General features: G+C 56.2%; 17 protein-coding genes and 1 pseudogene. 14 read left to right on the forward strand and 4 right to left on the reverse strand.

Features of this window, described 5'->3' with window-relative positions:
* Window positions 1-9 precede the first annotated feature (9 nt).
* The 11 genes from ACFX4O_RS20980 (at window position 10) to ACFX4O_RS21030 (ending at window position 9,786) form a co-directional block, all read left to right on the forward strand.
* Window positions 10-903, forward strand: coding sequence for a LysR substrate-binding domain-containing protein (locus ACFX4O_RS20980; RefSeq protein ID WP_380211053.1), 894 nt, complete (start codon window positions 10-12; stop codon window positions 901-903).
* A 250-nt stretch (window positions 904-1,153) separates the two neighbouring features.
* Window positions 1,154-1,489 (forward strand): glycine dehydrogenase, encoded by a 336-nt coding sequence (locus ACFX4O_RS20985; RefSeq protein ID WP_131407326.1) that lies wholly within the window; start codon window positions 1,154-1,156, stop codon window positions 1,487-1,489.
* Between the two features lie 10 nt (window positions 1,490-1,499).
* Entirely contained in the window at window positions 1,500-1,862 is a 363-nt protein-coding gene (locus ACFX4O_RS20990; protein ID WP_065369945.1) for an SFCGS family glycine-rich protein, read from the forward strand.
* Between the two features lie 2 nt (window positions 1,863-1,864).
* Window positions 1,865-2,161 (forward strand): DUF4312 family protein, encoded by a 297-nt coding sequence (locus ACFX4O_RS20995; protein WP_131407328.1) that lies wholly within the window; start codon window positions 1,865-1,867, stop codon window positions 2,159-2,161.
* Between the two features lie 51 nt (window positions 2,162-2,212).
* Window positions 2,213-2,989 (forward strand): DUF4311 domain-containing protein, encoded by a 777-nt coding sequence (locus ACFX4O_RS21000; RefSeq protein ID WP_017459108.1) that lies wholly within the window; start codon window positions 2,213-2,215, stop codon window positions 2,987-2,989.
* A gap of 9 nt (window positions 2,990-2,998) precedes the next feature.
* Window positions 2,999-3,640 carry a DUF4310 family protein gene (locus tag ACFX4O_RS21005; RefSeq protein WP_131407330.1) on the forward strand — a complete coding sequence of 214 codons (642 nt, stop codon included), beginning with the start codon at window positions 2,999-3,001 and terminating at the stop codon, window positions 3,638-3,640.
* Window positions 3,641-3,682: 42 nt separating this feature from the next.
* The gene (locus ACFX4O_RS21010) at window positions 3,683-4,816 is read left to right on the forward strand and encodes an amidohydrolase/deacetylase family metallohydrolase (protein ID WP_380211056.1); all 1,134 of its coding nucleotides are present in this window, start codon (window positions 3,683-3,685) and stop codon (window positions 4,814-4,816) included.
* Window positions 4,800-5,918 (forward strand): DgaE family pyridoxal phosphate-dependent ammonia lyase, encoded by a 1,119-nt coding sequence (locus ACFX4O_RS21015; protein WP_380211058.1) that lies wholly within the window; start codon window positions 4,800-4,802, stop codon window positions 5,916-5,918. Before ACFX4O_RS21010 ends, ACFX4O_RS21015 begins: the two co-directional genes overlap by 17 nt.
* Entirely contained in the window at window positions 5,915-6,655 is a 741-nt protein-coding gene (locus ACFX4O_RS21020) for a KDGP aldolase family protein (RefSeq protein ID WP_380211060.1), read from the forward strand. Before ACFX4O_RS21015 ends, ACFX4O_RS21020 begins: the two co-directional genes overlap by 4 nt.
* A 57-nt stretch (window positions 6,656-6,712) precedes the next feature.
* Entirely contained in the window at window positions 6,713-7,861 is a 1,149-nt protein-coding gene (locus ACFX4O_RS21025; protein ID WP_380211062.1) for a lactonase family protein, read from the forward strand.
* Window positions 7,862-7,875: 14 nt separating this feature from the next.
* On the forward strand, window positions 7,876-9,786 hold the full coding sequence (locus ACFX4O_RS21030) for a transcription antiterminator (RefSeq protein WP_131407340.1): 1,911 nt from the start codon (window positions 7,876-7,878) through the stop codon (window positions 9,784-9,786).
* Between the two features lie 33 nt (window positions 9,787-9,819).
* On the opposite strand, the gene ACFX4O_RS21035 is transcribed toward ACFX4O_RS21030, so the two are convergent.
* A complete protein-coding gene (locus tag ACFX4O_RS21035; RefSeq protein ID WP_380211064.1) occupies window positions 9,820-10,653 on the reverse strand; it encodes an oxidoreductase in 834 nt (277 codons plus the stop codon).
* 104 nt (window positions 10,654-10,757) lie between these two features.
* Between ACFX4O_RS21035 and ACFX4O_RS21040 the strand changes: the two genes are divergently transcribed.
* The 3 genes and pseudogenes from ACFX4O_RS21040 (at window position 10,758) to ACFX4O_RS21050 (ending at window position 12,286) form a co-directional block, all read left to right on the forward strand.
* Complete coding sequence (locus ACFX4O_RS21040) at window positions 10,758-11,678, forward strand: AraC family transcriptional regulator N-terminal domain-containing protein (RefSeq protein WP_380211066.1); 921 nt, start codon at window positions 10,758-10,760, stop codon at window positions 11,676-11,678.
* 92 nt (window positions 11,679-11,770) lie between these two features.
* Window positions 11,771-12,013, forward strand: a complete 243-nt coding sequence (locus ACFX4O_RS21045; protein WP_380211068.1) for a type II toxin-antitoxin system RelB/DinJ family antitoxin — start codon at window positions 11,771-11,773, stop codon at window positions 12,011-12,013.
* A pseudogene (locus ACFX4O_RS21050) lies at window positions 12,003-12,286 on the forward strand (type II toxin-antitoxin system RelE/ParE family toxin). The gene ACFX4O_RS21045 and the pseudogene ACFX4O_RS21050 overlap by 11 nt, the downstream one beginning before the upstream one ends.
* A 5-nt stretch (window positions 12,287-12,291) precedes the next feature.
* On the opposite strand, the gene nrdG reads toward ACFX4O_RS21050, so the two are convergent.
* From nrdG to treC, 3 genes are all read right to left on the reverse strand, one after another.
* Complete coding sequence (gene nrdG, locus ACFX4O_RS21055) at window positions 12,292-12,756, reverse strand: anaerobic ribonucleoside-triphosphate reductase-activating protein (RefSeq protein ID WP_131407346.1); 465 nt, start codon at window positions 12,754-12,756, stop codon at window positions 12,292-12,294.
* Window positions 12,757-13,017: 261 nt separating this feature from the next.
* On the reverse strand, window positions 13,018-15,153 hold the full coding sequence (nrdD, locus tag ACFX4O_RS21060; protein WP_380211070.1) for an anaerobic ribonucleoside-triphosphate reductase: 2,136 nt from the start codon (window positions 15,151-15,153) through the stop codon (window positions 13,018-13,020).
* Window positions 15,154-15,537: 384 nt separating this feature from the next.
* The gene (gene treC / locus ACFX4O_RS21065; protein ID WP_380211102.1) at window positions 15,538-17,193 is read right to left on the reverse strand and encodes an alpha,alpha-phosphotrehalase; all 1,656 of its coding nucleotides are present in this window, start codon (window positions 17,191-17,193) and stop codon (window positions 15,538-15,540) included.
* Window positions 17,194-17,214 lie beyond the last annotated feature (21 nt).

The following is a 17,214-nucleotide window of genomic DNA, read 5'->3' on the forward strand; positions in this document are numbered from 1 at the left end:
GGGTGAAAAATGGATTATCTCAAATGCGTTGAGTCGTTTGTCAGCACCATCAGGTTCGGCAGTTTTACCGCCGCCGCCGACTCGTTAGGCATCACGCCAGCGATGGTCGGTAAACATGTGCGTGAACTCGAGCGTCGCACCGGCTGCAAGCTACTGCACCGCACTACGCGCCGCCAGGGGCTAACCGAAGCCGGTCAGCGTTTTTACCAGTACGGTCTGCAAATCCTCGCCACCGTTCGCGAAGCGGACGGGTTAGCCAATCATCTCTATGAAAATGTCTCTGGCCTGCTGCGCATCAGCGCGCCGGTGGTCTGGGGCAACCATGTTTTGACCCCCATTTTGTCGCGTTTTTTACAGCAATATCCCGGTGTGGATGCGGAAATGGTGCTGGGCGATCGCAAAGTCTCGCTGATTGAGGAGCGTTTCCAGATCGCGATCCGCATCGGCTCTGTTAATGATGAAGGGATGATTGCCATTCCGCTGGCCCCTTACCAGATGATCCTCGCCGCATCGCCTGGCTATTTAGCCCGCCACGGCACGCCGGAAACCCCGGACGAGTTAACGCAGCACCACTGCATCAGTTTTAGCCAATGGCGCTCCGATCACAGCTGGCAACTGGCAGGGCCGGACGGCAAGCAAGAGGTGCCAATTACCCCGCGGCTGATGGTGGATTCCGGCGAGGCGATTCGCCAGGCGGCGCTGGCCGGGCTGGGGATTGTGCAGCACGCCGACATCATGTTGCAGCGGGATATTGATGCAGGCCGTCTGTGTGCCGTGCTGCCGGGCTATTTACCGCCGCCGCGTCCGATGCACTTATTACATTTGCCCGGTAGGCCGCTGTTACCGCTGGTATCGTCATTCACGGATTATCTGTTACGGGCGCTGAACGGCGGGCAGGAATAAGTAAACCTTATTCACCTCACACTTTCCCCCTCTCACTCGCTGTTTTTTTGTGCTTTTTCGCTGCCTATTTTCCGCCTCTTTTGGTCAAAATTGTGACCCCTATACAGTGAAAAATCCCTGAACGGCCTCATTTTGCGGCGCAGATCACTAAAGCCCTCCGCGTTTCCACTTCGAAGTGGAAAACTCCTCGCTACAAACTCTTAACCTGCAACGTTAGTTTTACTGTGAAGCCATTAACGGGGTACGACGAGTGAATAACGGAGCGGTAATAAACGACGCGGAGCAGGCTGCGCAAACGGCAACCCTCGCTGAACGCATGCTGAAGCAGGTGTATGCCCTGCTCAGCGCTCAGAACATCACGCCGAACGCAGTGCAGCAACAGATGCTGACTTCTCATGTTCGCGCCATGGCGCACCGGTCAGTGACTGGCGAGCCGCTGCCGGAAGTGGACGCCAGCTTGTTCGATGAGATTTCGGCGGAATCAATGCGCCTTGCCCGCGACATCGTGGCGGCATTTGGCAACCTTCCGGAAGAGGAAGCCTGGCTGCTGTCGGTGCACTTCGAAGTGGCGAAAGACAACCTTTAAGGAGCGAAAAATGGAACAGATTACCGTAGTGATTGGCGACCGCCTGGGTAAAGGCCAGAAAGTGGCGGCAGGCGTAGAAAAAGCGGGCGGCCGCGCGGTTGTCGTGCCGGGCGTAGCCGCGGACATGAAGCTTGGCGACGTGATGAAAGCGGAAAACGCCACCTTTGGTATCTCCTTTTGCGGCAGCGGCGGCGCGGGGGCTATCACCGCGCAGAACAAGTATGGCTACAAAGCCAAATACGGCATGCGTTCCGTGGAAGAGGGCGTGACGGCAATTAACGAAGGCTGCAACGTGCTGGGCTTTGGCTTTATGGACAAAGAAGAGTTAGGCGAGCGTCTGGTGCAGGCGTGGCAGAAAAAATACGGCGCATAACCATGAAAGAACAGTTCACCACCACGGTCAGGGTAAACGGCAAGGGCGATGCGAAAGCGCGCGCCTTCGCCGATGCGCTGAACCATGTTCAGGCCGCGGTGATGAAAACATCGCCGCACATTTTACTGCGCATTGAGCCACAGGACGTGCAGGTTGTTCAGGCGCAGGAAACGACGCGCAAAGAGGCGTTTTTGTTCCTCTTTTTGCGCCGGATAAGACGCACGTACAGCGTGGAGCTGGACGTCACCGTCAACGTGACCGCCATCAATCTCGATAAAGTGGATTTCGTCACGCAATAACTCACCGCATACCCCGTGAGCCAGTATCACAGGGTAGAAGAGGGCAGACTGATGTTCTTAATCATACTAATAAAATCGCTCATTATCGGCGGCCTGGTGGGCGTCGGTGTGGGCGCAGGGGCTGCACGCATGTTCCACGCGCCGACCACGCAAGGGATGGGCGCATTTCGTACACTGGGTGAGCTGAACTCCTGCGAAGGGGACCCGGCTTCGCACTTCTCCTTTGGCCTGGGCTTCTTCTTTAACGCCTGGGCCTCATCCGTTGCGGCGGGATCGTTCACTCAGGACGTTGACCATCGCATTATCCCGAACTGGGGTGCTGCTGCGTTGATGGTGAAAAACCGCAACGTGGGTGAAACCCTGCATGACCCGAAAAAGATGGCCATCGCCTGTGGGCTTATCGGCATGGTGGTCGTTACCTTCCTCAACCTGACTGCCTCCTCCGTTCCGGCGGCATTGCAGGTAACGGCAGTGAAAGTGCTGGTTCCGGCAGCAAACCTGCTGGTCAACACGGTGATGCCGGTCATTTTCTGGCTGGCGGCGATTGATGCAGGCAAGAAATCCGGTTTCTGGGCCACCGTCTTTGGCGGCGCGGCACAGCTGATTATGGGCAACGCCGTACCGGGCCTGGTGCTGGGCATTCTGATTGGTAAAGGCGTGGAAGAGAGCGGCTGGAACCGTGTCACCAAAGTGATGATGACAGCCATTGTCGCCCTGTTTGTGCTGAGTGCGTTCTTCCGCGGCTTTGACCTGAAAATGATCGAGTCCTTCCACCTGAGCGCGCCGGACTGGCTGTCGCTTATTCACAACTCGCTCAGCGGCAAATAAGGAACCGAGATGGAACAGAATAAAGGCTTTTGGTACGCCGACTGGTCATTCCCGATTTTCGTCGGCCTGCTCTCTTCCGGCGTGTTCGCCGGGACACACATGTACTACTTGTACGGCATTGGCGCGTTTAACGAAGTGGCGTTTGTCTCGATGCTGCGTTCCGGCATGGATACCGGCGTTTACGGCGCGGTAGCGGCGTTTGGCGCGAGCTTTCTGTTCGCCCGCATTATCGAAGGTTCGCTGGTTGGCATCCTGGATATCGGTGGAGCTATCCAGACCGGGGTTGGCCTTGGCGTTCCGGCGCTGCTGCTTGGCGCGGGCTTTGTCTTCCCGGTGGCGAACTTTGTTGCCTCGCTGGCAACCGGGCTGATCATTGGCCTGGCAATTGGCTACCTGATTATCCTGGCGCGTAAGTTCACCATCAATCAGAGCGATTCCACCTACGGCGCCGACGTGATGATGGGCGCAGGTAACGCCTCCGGCCGCTTCCTTGGCCCGTTGATTATCCTCAGCGCGATGACGGCTTCCATTCCGATTGGCATTGGTTCGCTGGTGGGCGCGCTGCTGTTTTACCTCTGGCAGAAACCAATCACCGGGGGCGCGATCCTCGGTGCGATGCTGCTGGGCTCCATTTTCCCGGTAGCCCTCTGACACCCACGGGCGCTGCGGCGCCCGTTACTCCTGGAGATACGCATGTTTGATTTACTCCTGCGCCGGGCGCGTCTGGTTGACGACACGGTGACGGATATCGCCATCGCGGCGGGTAAAATCGCGGTGCTTGGCGATATCGACGGCCCGGCGGCAAAACGCGTGGATTTACACGGCGAACACTACGTCAGCGCCGGGTGGATCGACTCCCATGTCCACTGTTACCCGAACTCGCCCATTTATCATGATGAGCCCGATAGCGTCGGCATTCAGACGGGCGTCACCACGGTGATTGACGCCGGAAGCACCGGCGCGGACGACATCGATGATTTTTATGCCATTACCCGCAAGGCATCGACGGAAGTCTATGCGCTGTTAAACATCTCGCGCGTTGGGCTGATTGCGCAAAACGAGCTGGCGAACCTGAATAATATCGACGCCGACGCCGCGCGTGAGGCCATAAAACGCCACCCGGATTTTATTGTCGGCCTGAAAGCGCGCATGAGCAGCAGCGTGGTTGGCGATAACGGCATCACGCCGTTGCAACGCGCCAAAGCCATCCAGCAACAGAACGGGGATTTGCCATTAATGGTGCATATTGGCAACAACCCGCCAAATCTGGATGAAATTGCCGAGCTGCTGACCTCCGGCGACATCATTACCCACTGCTATAACGGCAAGCCAAACCGCATTCTGACACCAACCGGCGAGCTGCGCGCCTCGGTGACTCGCGCCATTGCGCGCGGTGTGCGCCTTGATGTCGGGCACGGCAGCGCCAGCTTCAGCTTTGCGGTGGCGCAGCAGGCTATTGCGCTGGGGATTCTGCCGCAGACCATCAGTTCCGACATTTACTGCCGCAACCGTATTGATGGCCCGGTGCGCTCGCTGGCGAATGTGATGTCCAAATTCCTCGCCATTGGCATGTCACTGCCGCAGGTGATCGCCTGTGTGACCGACCACGCCGCCGATGGCCTGCGCCTGAAGCATAAAGGGCGTCTTGCCGTGGGTTACGACGCAGACCTGACCATTTTCGACCTGAAACGCCAGCCGGTGCTGTTCACCGATGCGGAAAACGAGACGTTACAGGCCGAACACATCCTCACGCCGCTTGCTGCCATTCGCGCGGGCAAGGGCTATATGACCGAACAAGGGAGTGCAGAACATGCCTTCGATTTATGATAAGTACGATTTAAAACAGGTGATTAACGCCTCCGGGCGCATGACGGCTCTCGGCGTTTCCACGCCGCGCCCGGAAGTGGTCGACGCCGTATTAAGCGGCATGAATCACTACTTCGAAATGAAAGACCTGGTGAATAAAACCGGCGAGTACATTGCGAAACTGCTGGAGGTTGAAGGTGCGACCGTGGTGTCGTGCGCGTCGGCCGGGATTGCCCAGTCCGTCGCCGCGGTGCTGGTGCGCGACAGTGACTGGCTGCTGGAAAACCTGCACAGCACGCCGATTGAGAACAACGAAATCGTGCTGCCGCGCGGGCACAACGTTAACTTTGGCGCACCGGTTGGCACCATGGTGGCGCTGGGCGGTGGCAAAGTGGTGGAAGCCGGTTACGCCAATGAATGCTCCGCCGATCAACTGGCGGCGGCGATCTCGCCGCGCACGGCAGCAATCCTCTTTATCAAATCTCATCACTGTGTACAAAAAAGCATGCTCAGCGTGGAGCAGGCCGCTGTGGTGGCGCGCAAACACAACCTGCCGCTGATTGTTGATGCGGCGGCGGAAGAGGATTTGCAGTGCTACTACCGTGCCGGCGCCGACTTGGTTATCTACAGCGGCGCAAAAGCGATTGAAGGGCCAACCAGCGGACTGGTGATCGGCAAAACGCAGTACGTGGAGTGGGTAAAACGCCAGACGGCGGGCATTGGCCGGGCGATGAAAGTGGGCAAAGAGGGCATTCTCGGCCTGACCTGTGCCATTGAACACTATCTTTCTGCCAGCAAAGAGAGCGGCGCGGAGATGGTCGCCAAAATGACGCCGTTCATCAACCAGTTAAACACGCTGAAAGGCGTGAGCGCCCGCGTAGTATGGGACAGCGCCGGGCGCGATATTGCCCGCAGCGAAATCAAATTTGATGAAGCCGTTACTGGTATCGCCACCGGCGAGCTGGTCAGCGCCCTCAAACAGGGGGAATACGCCATTTACTTCCGTGGTTATAAAGCCAACGAAGGGATTATCGAAGCCGATGTGCGCAGCGTCACCGCCGAACAACTGACGATTATTTATCGCCGCATCGCCGAAGAACTGAACAAGGGATCGAACGCATGAAACTGACGCCGAATTTTTACCGCGACCGTGTATGCCTGAACGTGCTGGCGGGAAGCAAAGAGAACGCCAGCGCGATTTACGAGGCCGCAGAAGGCCATGTGCTGGTGGGCGTGCTGTCAAAAAACTACCCGGATGTCGCTACTGCCGTAGCGGATATGCGCGACTACGCGGCGCGTATCGATAATGCACTTTCCGTTGGTCTTGGCGCAGGCGATCCAAACCAGTCGGCCATGGTGAGCGCCATCTCCCGTGAAGTACAACCGCAGCACGTTAACCAGGTGTTCACCGGCGTGGCGACCAGCCGCGCGCTGCTCGGGCAGAACGACACGGTGGTTAACGGTCTGGTCTCGCCAACCGGCACACCAGGGCTGGTGAAGATCTCCACCGGGCCGCTGAGCAGCCAGGCGCCAGATGGCATTGTGCCGGTAGAAACCGCCATTGCGCTGTTAAAAGACATGGGCGGCAGCTCCATTAAATACTTCCCGATGGGCGGGCTGAAATGCCGCGACGAATTTATCGCCGTGGCGCAAGCCTGTGCGCGCCATGATTTTTGGCTGGAGCCGACCGGCGGAATCGATCTGCAAAACTTCAGTGAAATCCTGCAAATCGCGCTGGATGCGGGCGTTCGCAAAGTGATCCCGCATATTTACAGTTCGATTATTGATAAGGCGAGTGGTGACACGCGCCCGGCGGATGTTCGCCTGTTGCTGGAAATGACCAAAACGTTGGTGAAGTAAACAATCTTCCCTCCCGATAAGGGAGGGAAACTCCCTCTCGTCACGTAAGGAGCTCTCATGCTTACCGCTCGTCATCTGCTTACCGTTTCACTTTCTTTACTGGCGACCAGCGCCATGGCACAAACGCAGTACGCCTGGGTCGGAACCTACAACCCGAATGGTGAAGGGTTGTACCGTTTTACCGTCGACCCGCAATCCGGCGCGCTGGGTAATAAAACGCTGGTCAGCCCGTTGCCGAATGCGGCGCAACTGACGGTTGCGCGGGATGGCAAAACGCTTTATCTCGCCAGCGAAGTGGAAAAGGGCGCGGTGCAGGCGTTGCATATTGGCGATAACGGTGAGTTGAGTGTGCTAAACCAGGTGGCGTCCGGCGGTGCCGGGCCGGTTTATCTGTCGCTGACGCCAAATGGCCGCTATTTGCTGGTGGCGAATTATGTCAGCGGATCGATTGCCGTGCTGCCGGTGAAAGAGGACGGTAGTCTCGGCGAGGCGGTGGATACGCGTCAGGATCAGGGCGAGCCGGGAGCGGCAAAACCGCAAGCAGCGGTGGAAGGCAGTTTTGCGATTAGCGATCACAATGGCCCGCATGCGCATATGATCGCCGCCGATCCAAGCGGGAAGTTCGTCTTTTCCACCGATCTGGGGCTGGATCGCATTTATCAGTATCAGTTTGATAGCAAAACGGGCGCGTTAACGCCGAATGATCCACCCTTTATTAGCGCCTCTTCGCAAGGTGCCGGGCCGCGTCACTTTGTTTTCACGCCGCAAGGCGATGGTCTGTGGCTGATAAATGAAGAAGCCTCGACGCTCACGCACTATACGTTGAATAAAACTACCGGTACGTTGCAGCCGGGGAAAACCTTTTCGGCACTGCCGAAAGAGTACAAAGGCACCAGCTTTGCCGCCGGGCCGGTATTAAGCGGTGACGGTAAGCAGCTGTATGTTGCCAACCGGTTGCATAACAGCATCGCGCACTTTACGGTGAAAGCGGATGGTTCGCTAACCCATCAGGACGATGTCTGGACGCGCGGTGATTACCCGCGCACATTAACGCTGGCGGACAATGGCCGCTGGCTATACGTGATGAACCAGCGCAGCGATAACATCACCCGTTTTCGCGTGGAACGCGACGGGAAACTGCATTTTGAGCCGGACTACACACCGGTGGGCAGCCCATCCCAGATGGTTATTTCATCTCACCCTTAAGCCTGGAGAGCGACGTGCGATTCCCGAACCAACGTTTGGCGCAACTGTTTATGATGTTGCAAAACGAGACGCTACCGCAGGATGAGCTGGCACAGCGCTTATCGGTCTCGACGCGTACCGTTCGGGCCGATATCACCGCACTGAACGCCTTGCTGTTGCACCATGGGGCGCAGTTTATTTTGACGCGCGGCAGCGGGTATCAACTGAAAATTGATGACGCTGCTCTTTACCAAAGCTTGCAGGCGGCGCGCCCACGCGCGCTGCGTATTCCGCGCAGCGGGCCGGAGCGCGTGCATTACCTGGTGGTGCGTTTTCTCACTTCCGCTTTCTCACTCAAGCTCGAAGATCTGGCGGATGAGTGGTTTGTCAGCCGCGCCACGCTGCAAAATGATATGACCGAGGTGCGGGAGTGGTTTTCCCGCTACCGACTGACGCTGGAAACCCGCCCGCGCCACGGCATGAAACTGTTTGGCAGCGAAATGGCGCTGCGCGCCTGTCTGACGGATCTGTTGTGGGAACTGGCGCAGCAGAACGCGAATAATCCACTGATCACTGAAGAAGCGCTCAATCCGGGTGTGCCAGAGGCGCTGGCGACCATTCTGCATGACTGTTTTAACCGCCATCATATTCGCCTGACGGATGAGGGCGATCTCTTTATCCGACTTTACTGCGCGGTGGCGGTTCGCCGCATCAGCGAGGGCTATCCACTCTCTGAATTCAGCGCCGAAGATGGGGATGAAAGTGTGAAAGAGGCGGCGCGGGACATCTCTGTCGCGCTGCAACAACTGGCAGGAAAACCGCTGGCGGCGGCGGAAGAGCACTGGCTGCGGGTGCATATCGCCGGGCGGCGCGTGCAGGAGATTGCGCCCAGCGCCATCAGCGCCGATGACGACGAAACGCTGGTCAACTACATCCTTGGCTACATCAACACGCACTATAACTACAACCTGCAAAACGATGATCAGTTGCATGCGGATCTGCTCACGCATATCAAAACCATGATCACCCGCGTGCGCTACCAGATAATGATCCCTAACCCCTTGCTGGATAACATTAAACAGCACTATCCCATGGCGTGGGATATGACGCTGGCGGCGGTCTCCAGTTGGGGGAAATACACGCCGTATGTGATCAGCGAGAACGAGATCGGTTTTTTGGTGCTGCATATTGGTGTCGGCCTTGAGCGCCATTACAACGTGGGTTATCAGCGCCAGCCGCGCGTGTTGCTGGTGTGCGATGTCGGCAATGCGATGGTGCGGATGATTGAAGCGGTGCTGGCGCGTAAATACCCGCAGATTGTGGTGACGCGCACCGTGACGCTGCGAGAGTACGAGCAGTGCGAAGGTATCGCGGAGGATTTTGTTATCTCCACCGCGCGGGTAAATGAAAAAGATAAGCCGGTCGTCACCATTGCGCCGTTTCCCAGCGAGTATCAACTGGAGCAGATCGGCAAGCTGGTGCTGGTAGACAGAACGCGCCCGTGGATGCTGGAAAAGTACTTTGATGCCGCGCATTTCCGCATCATCGACGGCGCGATGGATCAACAAACGCTGTTCAACACTTTGTGCCATCAATTGCAGGATGAAGGCTTTGTCGATGCGGAGTTTCTCGATTCGGTGGTCGAGCGTGAAGCGATTGTCAGTACGCTGCTCGGCGAGGGCATTGCGTTGCCGCACGCCCTGGGGCTGCTGGCGAAAAAAACGGTGGTCTATACCGTGCTGGCTCCGCAGGGTATTGCGTGGGGGGATGAAACCGCGCATGTCATCTTCTTGCTGGCGATCAGCAAGAGCGAGTATGAAGAGGCGATGGCGATCTACGATATTTTCGTCACCTTCCTGCGCGAACGCGTAACGGCGCGACTTTGCACCTGCGCGGACTTCGCCTCGTTTAAAAGCGTGGCGATGGAGTCGCTGAGTCGGTTTTGAGCCAATACCGGGGCGCTTTCACGCCCCGTCTTGTTAACCATCGGTTGAGCGGGTAAGCGCCTCCCATGCGTTAATCTCCGCGGTGAGTGCAGCCAGTTTTTCACGCACCAGATTGAGCGCATCGCTGCCCAGCAGCAGGTGCGCTGGCGGTGTGTCGCTGTCTATTATCGCCAGCATGGCGCGAGCCGCTTTGACGGTATCACCGAGCTGTTTTCCGCTTTTTTCCTCGCGCGCCTGGCGAATCGGATCAAAAAGCGCATCGTAATCGGCAATGGTGCGGGGTGTGCGGATCATTGAGCGTCCGGCCCACTCGGTACGAAACGATCCCGGTGCTACTGCCGTCACGTGGATACCAAAAGGCTTCACCTCTTTGCCTAACGTTTCGCTGATCCCTTCCAGCGCGAATTTACTGCCGCAGTACCAGGCGATGCCTGGCATGGTGATAAAACCGCCCATCGAGGTGATATTGATAATGCGTCCGCTGCGGCGCTGGCGCATACCGGGCAGCACGGCTTTCATCATGGCTGCGGCACCAAACGCATTGACGTCGAATTGATGGCGCATCTCTGCAAGCGAGGACTCTTCCATAATCCCTTCATGGCCGTAACCGGCGTTATTTACCAGCACGTCGATGGCCCCGATGCGTGATTCAACTTCTGCGATTACGTGATTGATTTGCGCAATGTCGGTGACATCAAGCAGGCGGGCAAATGCCCGACCCGGCTCGATGGCTTCAAATGCCTGCTGCGCTTCGCGGTTGCGCACCGTACCAATGACTTTGTGACCCGCAGCCAGTGCTTCCTGCGCCAGCGCACGACCAAAGCCGCTGCTGACGCCGGTGATGAAAATCGTTTTTACAGATGACATAACGTCTACTCCCATGAAAAATGGAAGCTGCATAGTATTCTCTGGCCTGCTGGTTTTTTAGGCCATATCTTCTCTTTTTATTGCCTGATCTTATGAGGTGCGCGATGTCTGACATGATCGCGAGGTTAATGGAACTTGCCCCGCAGGAGGGGTACAACCTGACCGCGCTGGCAGATGTGCGCATTCTGCGTTCCGATCGCCCGCTGTCCCGCACGCCTGTGCTGTACGATCCGGGCATTGTGATTGTCTGCCAGGGCAGCAAGCGAGGTTATTTCGGTCAGCAGATCTATCTTTATGACGAGCAGCACTACCTGGCGGTATCGGTTCCTGTGCCTTTTGTGATGGAAACGGATGCATCGGCAGACCATCCGCTGCTGGCGATTTACATGCATCTGGATTTTCAGGTTGCCGCAGATGTGATGCTGCAAATTGAACAGCACGGCTTTTCGCAACAGCCCGCTGCGCCGCAAAGCATGATCTCCAGCCCGATGGACGAGACGCTGAAAGCGGCGGTGCTGCGTTTACTGGAGACGCTCGGTAACCCGCTTGAGGCGGCGATCCTGGGTCCGGCGCGGGTACGAGAACTCTATTTTCGCGTTTTGACCGGCGCACAGAGCAATGCGATGCGTGCCGCGTTAGCCTTGCAGGGGCAGTTCGGTAAAATCGGTAAAACGCTGCGTTACATTCATGCGACCTATGCTCAACCCTTAACGCTGTCGCAACTGGCTCAGCAAGCCGGAATGAGCGTGCCGACGTTCCACAGCCATTTCAAAGCGATAACCCGGATGCCGCCAATGCAGTATGTGAAATCGGTACGACTGCACCAGGCGCGGATGTTAATGGTTCGCCAGCGACTCACTGCCGCAGCGGCCTGTTACGCAGTCGGTTACGAAAGCCCGTCACAGTTTAATCGCGAGTTCAAACGGCTCTTCGGTTTACCGCCTGCGGAGGAGGTGAGACGTATGCAAAACAGTTTTGCTGTTCCTCCGGCTCATTCAGCGTCGGAATATATCTCGTCGCACTGAAAGAGCGAGAATGAGAGCGGCTTTCCATAAATGCGTGTAATGCGCATGTAATGCTATATTGCATTACACATTCTCTTTTTACCGGAGGCATAATGGCGACGCTAAATGTTCGACTGGATGACAAACTCAAAGAAGAGGCCTGGCGCGTGCTGGAAAAACTCAATATCACCTCAACCGAAGCCGTTCGCTTACTGTTTCAATATGTCGCTGAAAACGGGCGTATGCCGATCAAAACAGTGACGGTGAGCGAGGACGAATCGGCGTTGCTGGAGATTGTCCGGGAGCGGCTGGCGAACCCGCAAAAAGGCATCAAGGTTAATCTGGATGAATTATGAGCTGGTGTTTGATCCCCGCGCATACAAAGAATGGAAAAACTCGGTGCCACGGTAAAAACACAGTTCAAAAAGAAACTGGCAGATGTGCTGATTTAACCAGGAATTGAAAAAGCCCGACTGCATCAATTTCCGGATTGCTACAAGATCAAATTGCGATCATCAGGCTACCGGTTGGTTTATCAGGTTAGCGACCATGTGGTGACGGTATTCGTTGTGTCTATCGGTAAACGCGAAAAAGCAGCCGCTTATCAGGATGCCAGCAAGCGGCTCTAATGTGGTCAACGCAAGTGGTGCACAACCTGGTTGCTGCTGCCGCGCCAGATAAGCATCGGGTCTTTCAAATCCTGAACGAATTTGCCGTCGATCAGCACGTTGATCAACTCGACCACTTCCCGCTGCGCGGCGTTCAGTTCGTCCATTTTGTAACCGGTCCACACCCAGATATCTTTGCCGGGGCACTCGGCACGGATGCGGGTCACCAGCTTTAAAATATCCGGCACGTTTTGCGGGTGCAGCGGATCGCCGCCGGAGAGCGAAATCCCCTGGCGCTTGATGCGCGTGTCGTTGAGATCAGCGATGATCCGATCTTCCATTTCTTTGGTAAACGGCACGCCGGAGTTCAGCCGCCAGGTGCTTTTGTTGTAGCAACCAGGGCATTCATGTATGCAGCCGGAGACGAACAGCGTGCAGCGCGTGCCGGGGCCGTTGACGATGTCGACAGGGTAGTATTGATGGTAATTCATGTTTCCTCGTCGCATTTGGCGCTGTAGCTGCGTTGGCTACTCTCGCGCACCCGGGTCACTTACTTATGTAAGCTCCCCGGGATTTACTCGTTTGCCGCCTTGCTACAACGTCAACTGCTTAGAGGAAACGTATCAGACAGAAATTGTAGTGGCAGAAAACGTAGGCCCGATAAGCGTAGCGCCATCGGGCAATCAGGTACGGTAACGTCACTGACCGTGTGCCCGGCGCGGGTAAACGCCATTTACCGGGCGACAGGGGCGTTAACCGATTTGCCCGTTGCCGAGGTGTTTCACACGGCGTTTCACTTCTTCCTGTTTGCCAGCGTTGAACGGACGTGCGTCCGGGCTGCCGAGATAGCCGCAAACGCGGCGCGTAACGGAGACGCGGGACGCGTCGTGATTACCGCATTTCGGGCAGGTAAAGCCTTTGCTGGTGCATTCGAACTCGCCGGTAAAACCGCACTCGTAACACTCATCGATCGGCGTGTTGGTGCCGTAATACGGCACATGCTGGTAGCTGTAATCCCAGACATCTTCCAGTGCGCGCAGGTTGTGCTGAATGTTCGGGTATTCGCCGTAGCAGATAAAGCCACCGCTGGCTAACGGCGGGTACGGCGCTTCGAAATCGATTTTGTCGTACGGGTTCACCTTTTTCTCGACATCAAGGTGGAAGCTGTTGGTGTAGTAACCTTTATCGGTTACCCCTTCCACCACGCCGAAATCAGCGGTATCGATACGGCAGAAGCGGTCGCACAAGTTTTCGCTCGGCGTGCTGTAAAGGCTAAAACCGTAGCCTGTTTCTTCTTTCCACTGATCAACCGCCTGGCGCAGGCGCTCAACAATCGCCACGCCTTTGGCGCGCAGTGCTTCGCTGTCGTAGATGTGTTTATTGCCAGACAGTGCGTTGATCGTTTCGTGAATGCCGATATAACCCAGCGAAATCGACGCGCGGCCGTTTTTAAAGATGGGTGCAATATCGTCGTCCGCTTTCAGGCGCACACCACAAGCCCCTTCCATATAGAGGATTGGCGCAACACGGGCTTTCACCCCTTCGAGGCGCGCGATACGGGTCATCAGCGCTTTTTTCGCCAGTTGCAGGCGGCTGTCCAGCAGTTTCCAGAACGCTGCTTCATCGCCTTTCGCTTCCAGCGCGATGCGCGGCAGGTTAAGGCTGATTACGCCGAGGTTGTTGCGCCCGTCATGCACTAGTTCACCGTTCTCTTCATACACGCCAAGGAAGCTGCGGCAGCCCATCGGCGTTTTAAACGAACCGGTCACTTTCACGACCTGATCGTAATTGAGGATGTCCGGGTACATGCGCTTGCTCGCGCACTCCAGCGCCAGCTGTTTGATGTCGTAGTTCGGATCGTCAAACTTATGATTCAGGCCGTCGCGGATGGCAAACACCAGTTTCGGGAACACGGCAGTTTTACGGTTTTTACCCAAGCCTGCAATGCGGTTACGCAGGATCGACTGCTGGATCAAGCGGGATTCCCAGCTGGTGCCCAGCCCGAAACCGAAGGTGACAAACGGTGTCTGGCCATTCGCGGTGTGCAGGGTGTTAACTTCATACTCCAGCGACTGGAACGCGTCGTAACACTCTTTCTCGGTGCGGCTGTGCGCATAGCCATCGGCATCCGGGATGTTCCACTCGCTGGCGACTCTGCGGTGTTTTTCGAAGCTGGCGCTGACAAACGGTGCCAGCACTTCGTCGATACGGTTGATGGTGGTGCCGCCATAAATATGGCTGGCGACCTGGGCGATGATCTGCGCGGTGACCGCCGTGGCGGTGGAGATCGATTTTGGCGGCTCAATCTCCGCGTTGCCCATTTTGAAACCGTGGGTCAGCATGCCCTTCAGATCGATCAGCATGCAGTTGAACATCGGGAAGAACGGCGAATAGTCGAGATCGTGGTAGTGGATCTCACCGCGTTCGTGCGCCAGTACCACATCGCGCGGCAGCAAGTGCTGGCGGGCGTAGTGTTTGGCGACAATTCCCGCCAGCAGATCGCGCTGGGTCGGGATCACTTTACTGTCTTTGTTGGCGTTCTCGTTGAGCAGCGCTGAGTTGGTCTGCTCGACAAGACCGCGAATATCCTGGTTCAGACGGCCTCGTTTCTCACGAGCGATATCGCGGTCGTGGCGATACTCAATGTAGGCGCGCGCCAGTTGCTTGTACGGCCCGGACATCAACTGGTTTTCGACGGCAGTCTGGATTTCGCTAATATCGACCTGCGATCGGCCCTGCATCTGACGACGAATAACATCTGCGACGGTGGCGCAATAGTCTGCGTCATCGACTCCCGCTGCTTTAGCTGCACGCAAAATTGCTTCTTGTATGCGCTCTGAGTTGAACGGCACTTTACAGCCGTCTCGTTTCATCACATGCGGTGTCATGATCACTCCATTTTAGAAAACAGGTTATCCACAATATGAGGACGCGCAGACTGGTTGGTTATTCATTACTAAAACCAATAAGTTCGTCCCGTCTTGGCCCTTGTTATCCACAGCGTGTATCGCTTTCGCGGTGGTCAGCTTGTTCGAATAATAGTCGATTAATACAACATATAGGGCCGGGGTGCATTCTAATTTCTATATATAGTGATTTGCATCAAACATGTTTGCGCTTTTATTGACTCAGAACAAAGTAAAAACCGGACAGCGCAGAGGACGGGCACTCTGAGGAAATGTAAATTTAGACATTCAAGTTTTGACTAAAAATTCAACAAAAACAGCAGGTTTATGCCTGCTGTTTTTTTGCGCCAGGGAAGTGAAAAACGCTTATTTTTGATGCCACCAAACGGCTTCGAACGGTCGCAGGGTCATTTCACCCGGCGCTGGGGAAACTTCTGCATAGTTGCTGATGACAATCTGCCAGTCACCCGGTAATTTTTCTGGCCGCCACGGCTGGAATTGATTGCTGAGGTTGGCGATAACCAACAACGTTTCTCCCTGCCACTGGCGGCGGTAACACCATAAGTGCGGGTGAGTGGGAAGCAGATCCTGATAATCGCCCCAACTGAGTATCGGCAAGTTTTTACGCAGGCGAATCAATGACTGGTAGGTATAAAACACCGAATCGCTATCGTTGACCGCGTTTTCGACGTTGATTTCCCGATAGTTATCGCACAGACCAATCCACGGATCGGCGGTGGTGAAACCGGCGTTTTTGCGGGCGGTCCACTGCATTGGCGTGCGGCTGTTATCGCGCGATTTACTGGCGAGGATCGCCAGCAGTTCTTCCGGCTCGCGTCCGGCGGCACGCAGTTCGGCAAACATATTCTGGCTTTCCACATCGCGGTAATCGGTAATGCGCGCAAAATGCGGATTGGTCATGCCGATCTCTTCGCCCTGATAAATGTACGGCGTGCCCTGCATGCCGTGCAGCACCAGCGCCAGCATTTTGGCGGCGGGTACGCGCAGCACACCTTCATCGCCAAAGCGCGACACAATGCGCGGTTGATCGTGGTTACACCAGAACAGCGCATTCCACGCCACGTTGTGCATCCCTTGTTGCCAGTGGCGGAACAGCGATTTCAATGCCACAAAATCCGGTTTTGCTAGCGACCATTTTTCGCCGTCGGGATAGTCGACTTTCAGATGGTGGAAGTTAAACGTCATCGACAATTCGTTGCCGTCGAGCGCACCGTAGCGCTGGCAATGTTCCAGCGTGGTAGAGGACATCTCACCGACAGTCATCAGCTCGCGCGGGCGAAAAACCTCACGGCTCATCTCTTGCAAAAATTCATGGGCACGCGGGCCATCGGTATAAAAGCGTCGCCCGTCACCGCTGTGATCGTCGGGGAAATCCTGCTGTTTCGAGATTAAATTCACCACATCGAGACGCAAACCGTCGACACCACGATCGGCCCAGAACGTGCAGACTTTTTTCAGCTCGTCGCGTACCGCCGGGTTTTCCCAGTTGAGATCGGCCTGCTCCGGCGCGAACAGATGCAAATAGTACTGACCGCTCTGGCTGTGCCAGCGCCATGCGCTGCCGCCAAATTTCGATCGCCAGTTATTTGGCGGCGTTTCGGGTTCGCCGTCGCGCCAGATATAGAAAGAACGGTATGGGCTTGCCGGATCCTGCGACGCCTGGAACCAGGCATGCTGCGTCGAGGTGTGGTTGAACACCATATCCAGCACCAGGCGGATACCGCGCTGATGCGCCTGGGCGACCAACTCATCAAAGTCTGCCAGTGTGCCGTAAAGCGGATCGATGGCGGTGTAATTCGCCACGTCGTAGCCGTTATCCACCTGCGGGGAAATATAAAATGGCGTCAGCCAGATGGCGTCGACGCCGAGGGTTTGTAGGTAGTCGAGGCGCGTAATCACGCCGCGTAAATCACCGGTGCCAGTGCCGGTGGTGTCCTGAAAACTTTTTGGGTAAATCTGGTAGATAACGCCGTTTTGCCACCAGTGGGGAAGGGTATTCATCATGATTTCCTGCGAAAACGA

The organism is Kosakonia sp. YIM B13571 (assembly GCF_042788095.1).
GTDB classification, from domain to species: Bacteria; Pseudomonadota; Gammaproteobacteria; order Enterobacterales; family Enterobacteriaceae; genus Kosakonia; species Kosakonia quasisacchari.

What these genes read in the sequence shown, in the direction of transcription:
- ACFX4O_RS20980 (WP_380211053.1), top strand. Translation starts at nt 10, where the DNA reads ATGGATTATCTCAAATGCGTTGAGTCGTTTGTCAGCACCATCAGGTTC.
- ACFX4O_RS20990 (WP_065369945.1), top strand. Translation starts at nt 1,500, where the DNA reads ATGGAACAGATTACCGTAGTGATTGGCGACCGCCTGGGTAAAGGCCAG.
- ACFX4O_RS20995 (WP_131407328.1), top strand. Translation starts at nt 1,865, where the DNA reads ATGAAAGAACAGTTCACCACCACGGTCAGGGTAAACGGCAAGGGCGAT.
- ACFX4O_RS21000 (WP_017459108.1), top strand. Translation starts at nt 2,213, where the DNA reads ATGTTCTTAATCATACTAATAAAATCGCTCATTATCGGCGGCCTGGTG.
- ACFX4O_RS21005 (WP_131407330.1), top strand. Translation starts at nt 2,999, where the DNA reads ATGGAACAGAATAAAGGCTTTTGGTACGCCGACTGGTCATTCCCGATT.
- ACFX4O_RS21010 (WP_380211056.1), top strand. Translation starts at nt 3,683, where the DNA reads ATGTTTGATTTACTCCTGCGCCGGGCGCGTCTGGTTGACGACACGGTG.
- ACFX4O_RS21015 (WP_380211058.1), top strand. Translation starts at nt 4,800, where the DNA reads ATGCCTTCGATTTATGATAAGTACGATTTAAAACAGGTGATTAACGCC.
- ACFX4O_RS21020 (WP_380211060.1), top strand. Translation starts at nt 5,915, where the DNA reads ATGAAACTGACGCCGAATTTTTACCGCGACCGTGTATGCCTGAACGTG.
- ACFX4O_RS21025 (WP_380211062.1), top strand. Translation starts at nt 6,713, where the DNA reads ATGCTTACCGCTCGTCATCTGCTTACCGTTTCACTTTCTTTACTGGCG.
- ACFX4O_RS21035 (WP_380211064.1), bottom strand. Translation starts at nt 10,653, where the DNA reads ATGTCATCTGTAAAAACGATTTTCATCACCGGCGTCAGCAGCGGCTTT.
- ACFX4O_RS21040 (WP_380211066.1), top strand. Translation starts at nt 10,758, where the DNA reads ATGTCTGACATGATCGCGAGGTTAATGGAACTTGCCCCGCAGGAGGGG.
- ACFX4O_RS21045 (WP_380211068.1), top strand. Translation starts at nt 11,771, where the DNA reads ATGGCGACGCTAAATGTTCGACTGGATGACAAACTCAAAGAAGAGGCC.
- nrdG (WP_131407346.1), bottom strand. Translation starts at nt 12,756, where the DNA reads ATGAATTACCATCAATACTACCCTGTCGACATCGTCAACGGCCCCGGC.
- nrdD (WP_380211070.1), bottom strand. Translation starts at nt 15,153, where the DNA reads ATGACACCGCATGTGATGAAACGAGACGGCTGTAAAGTGCCGTTCAAC.
- treC (WP_380211102.1), bottom strand. Translation starts at nt 17,193, where the DNA reads ATGAATACCCTTCCCCACTGGTGGCAAAACGGCGTTATCTACCAGATT.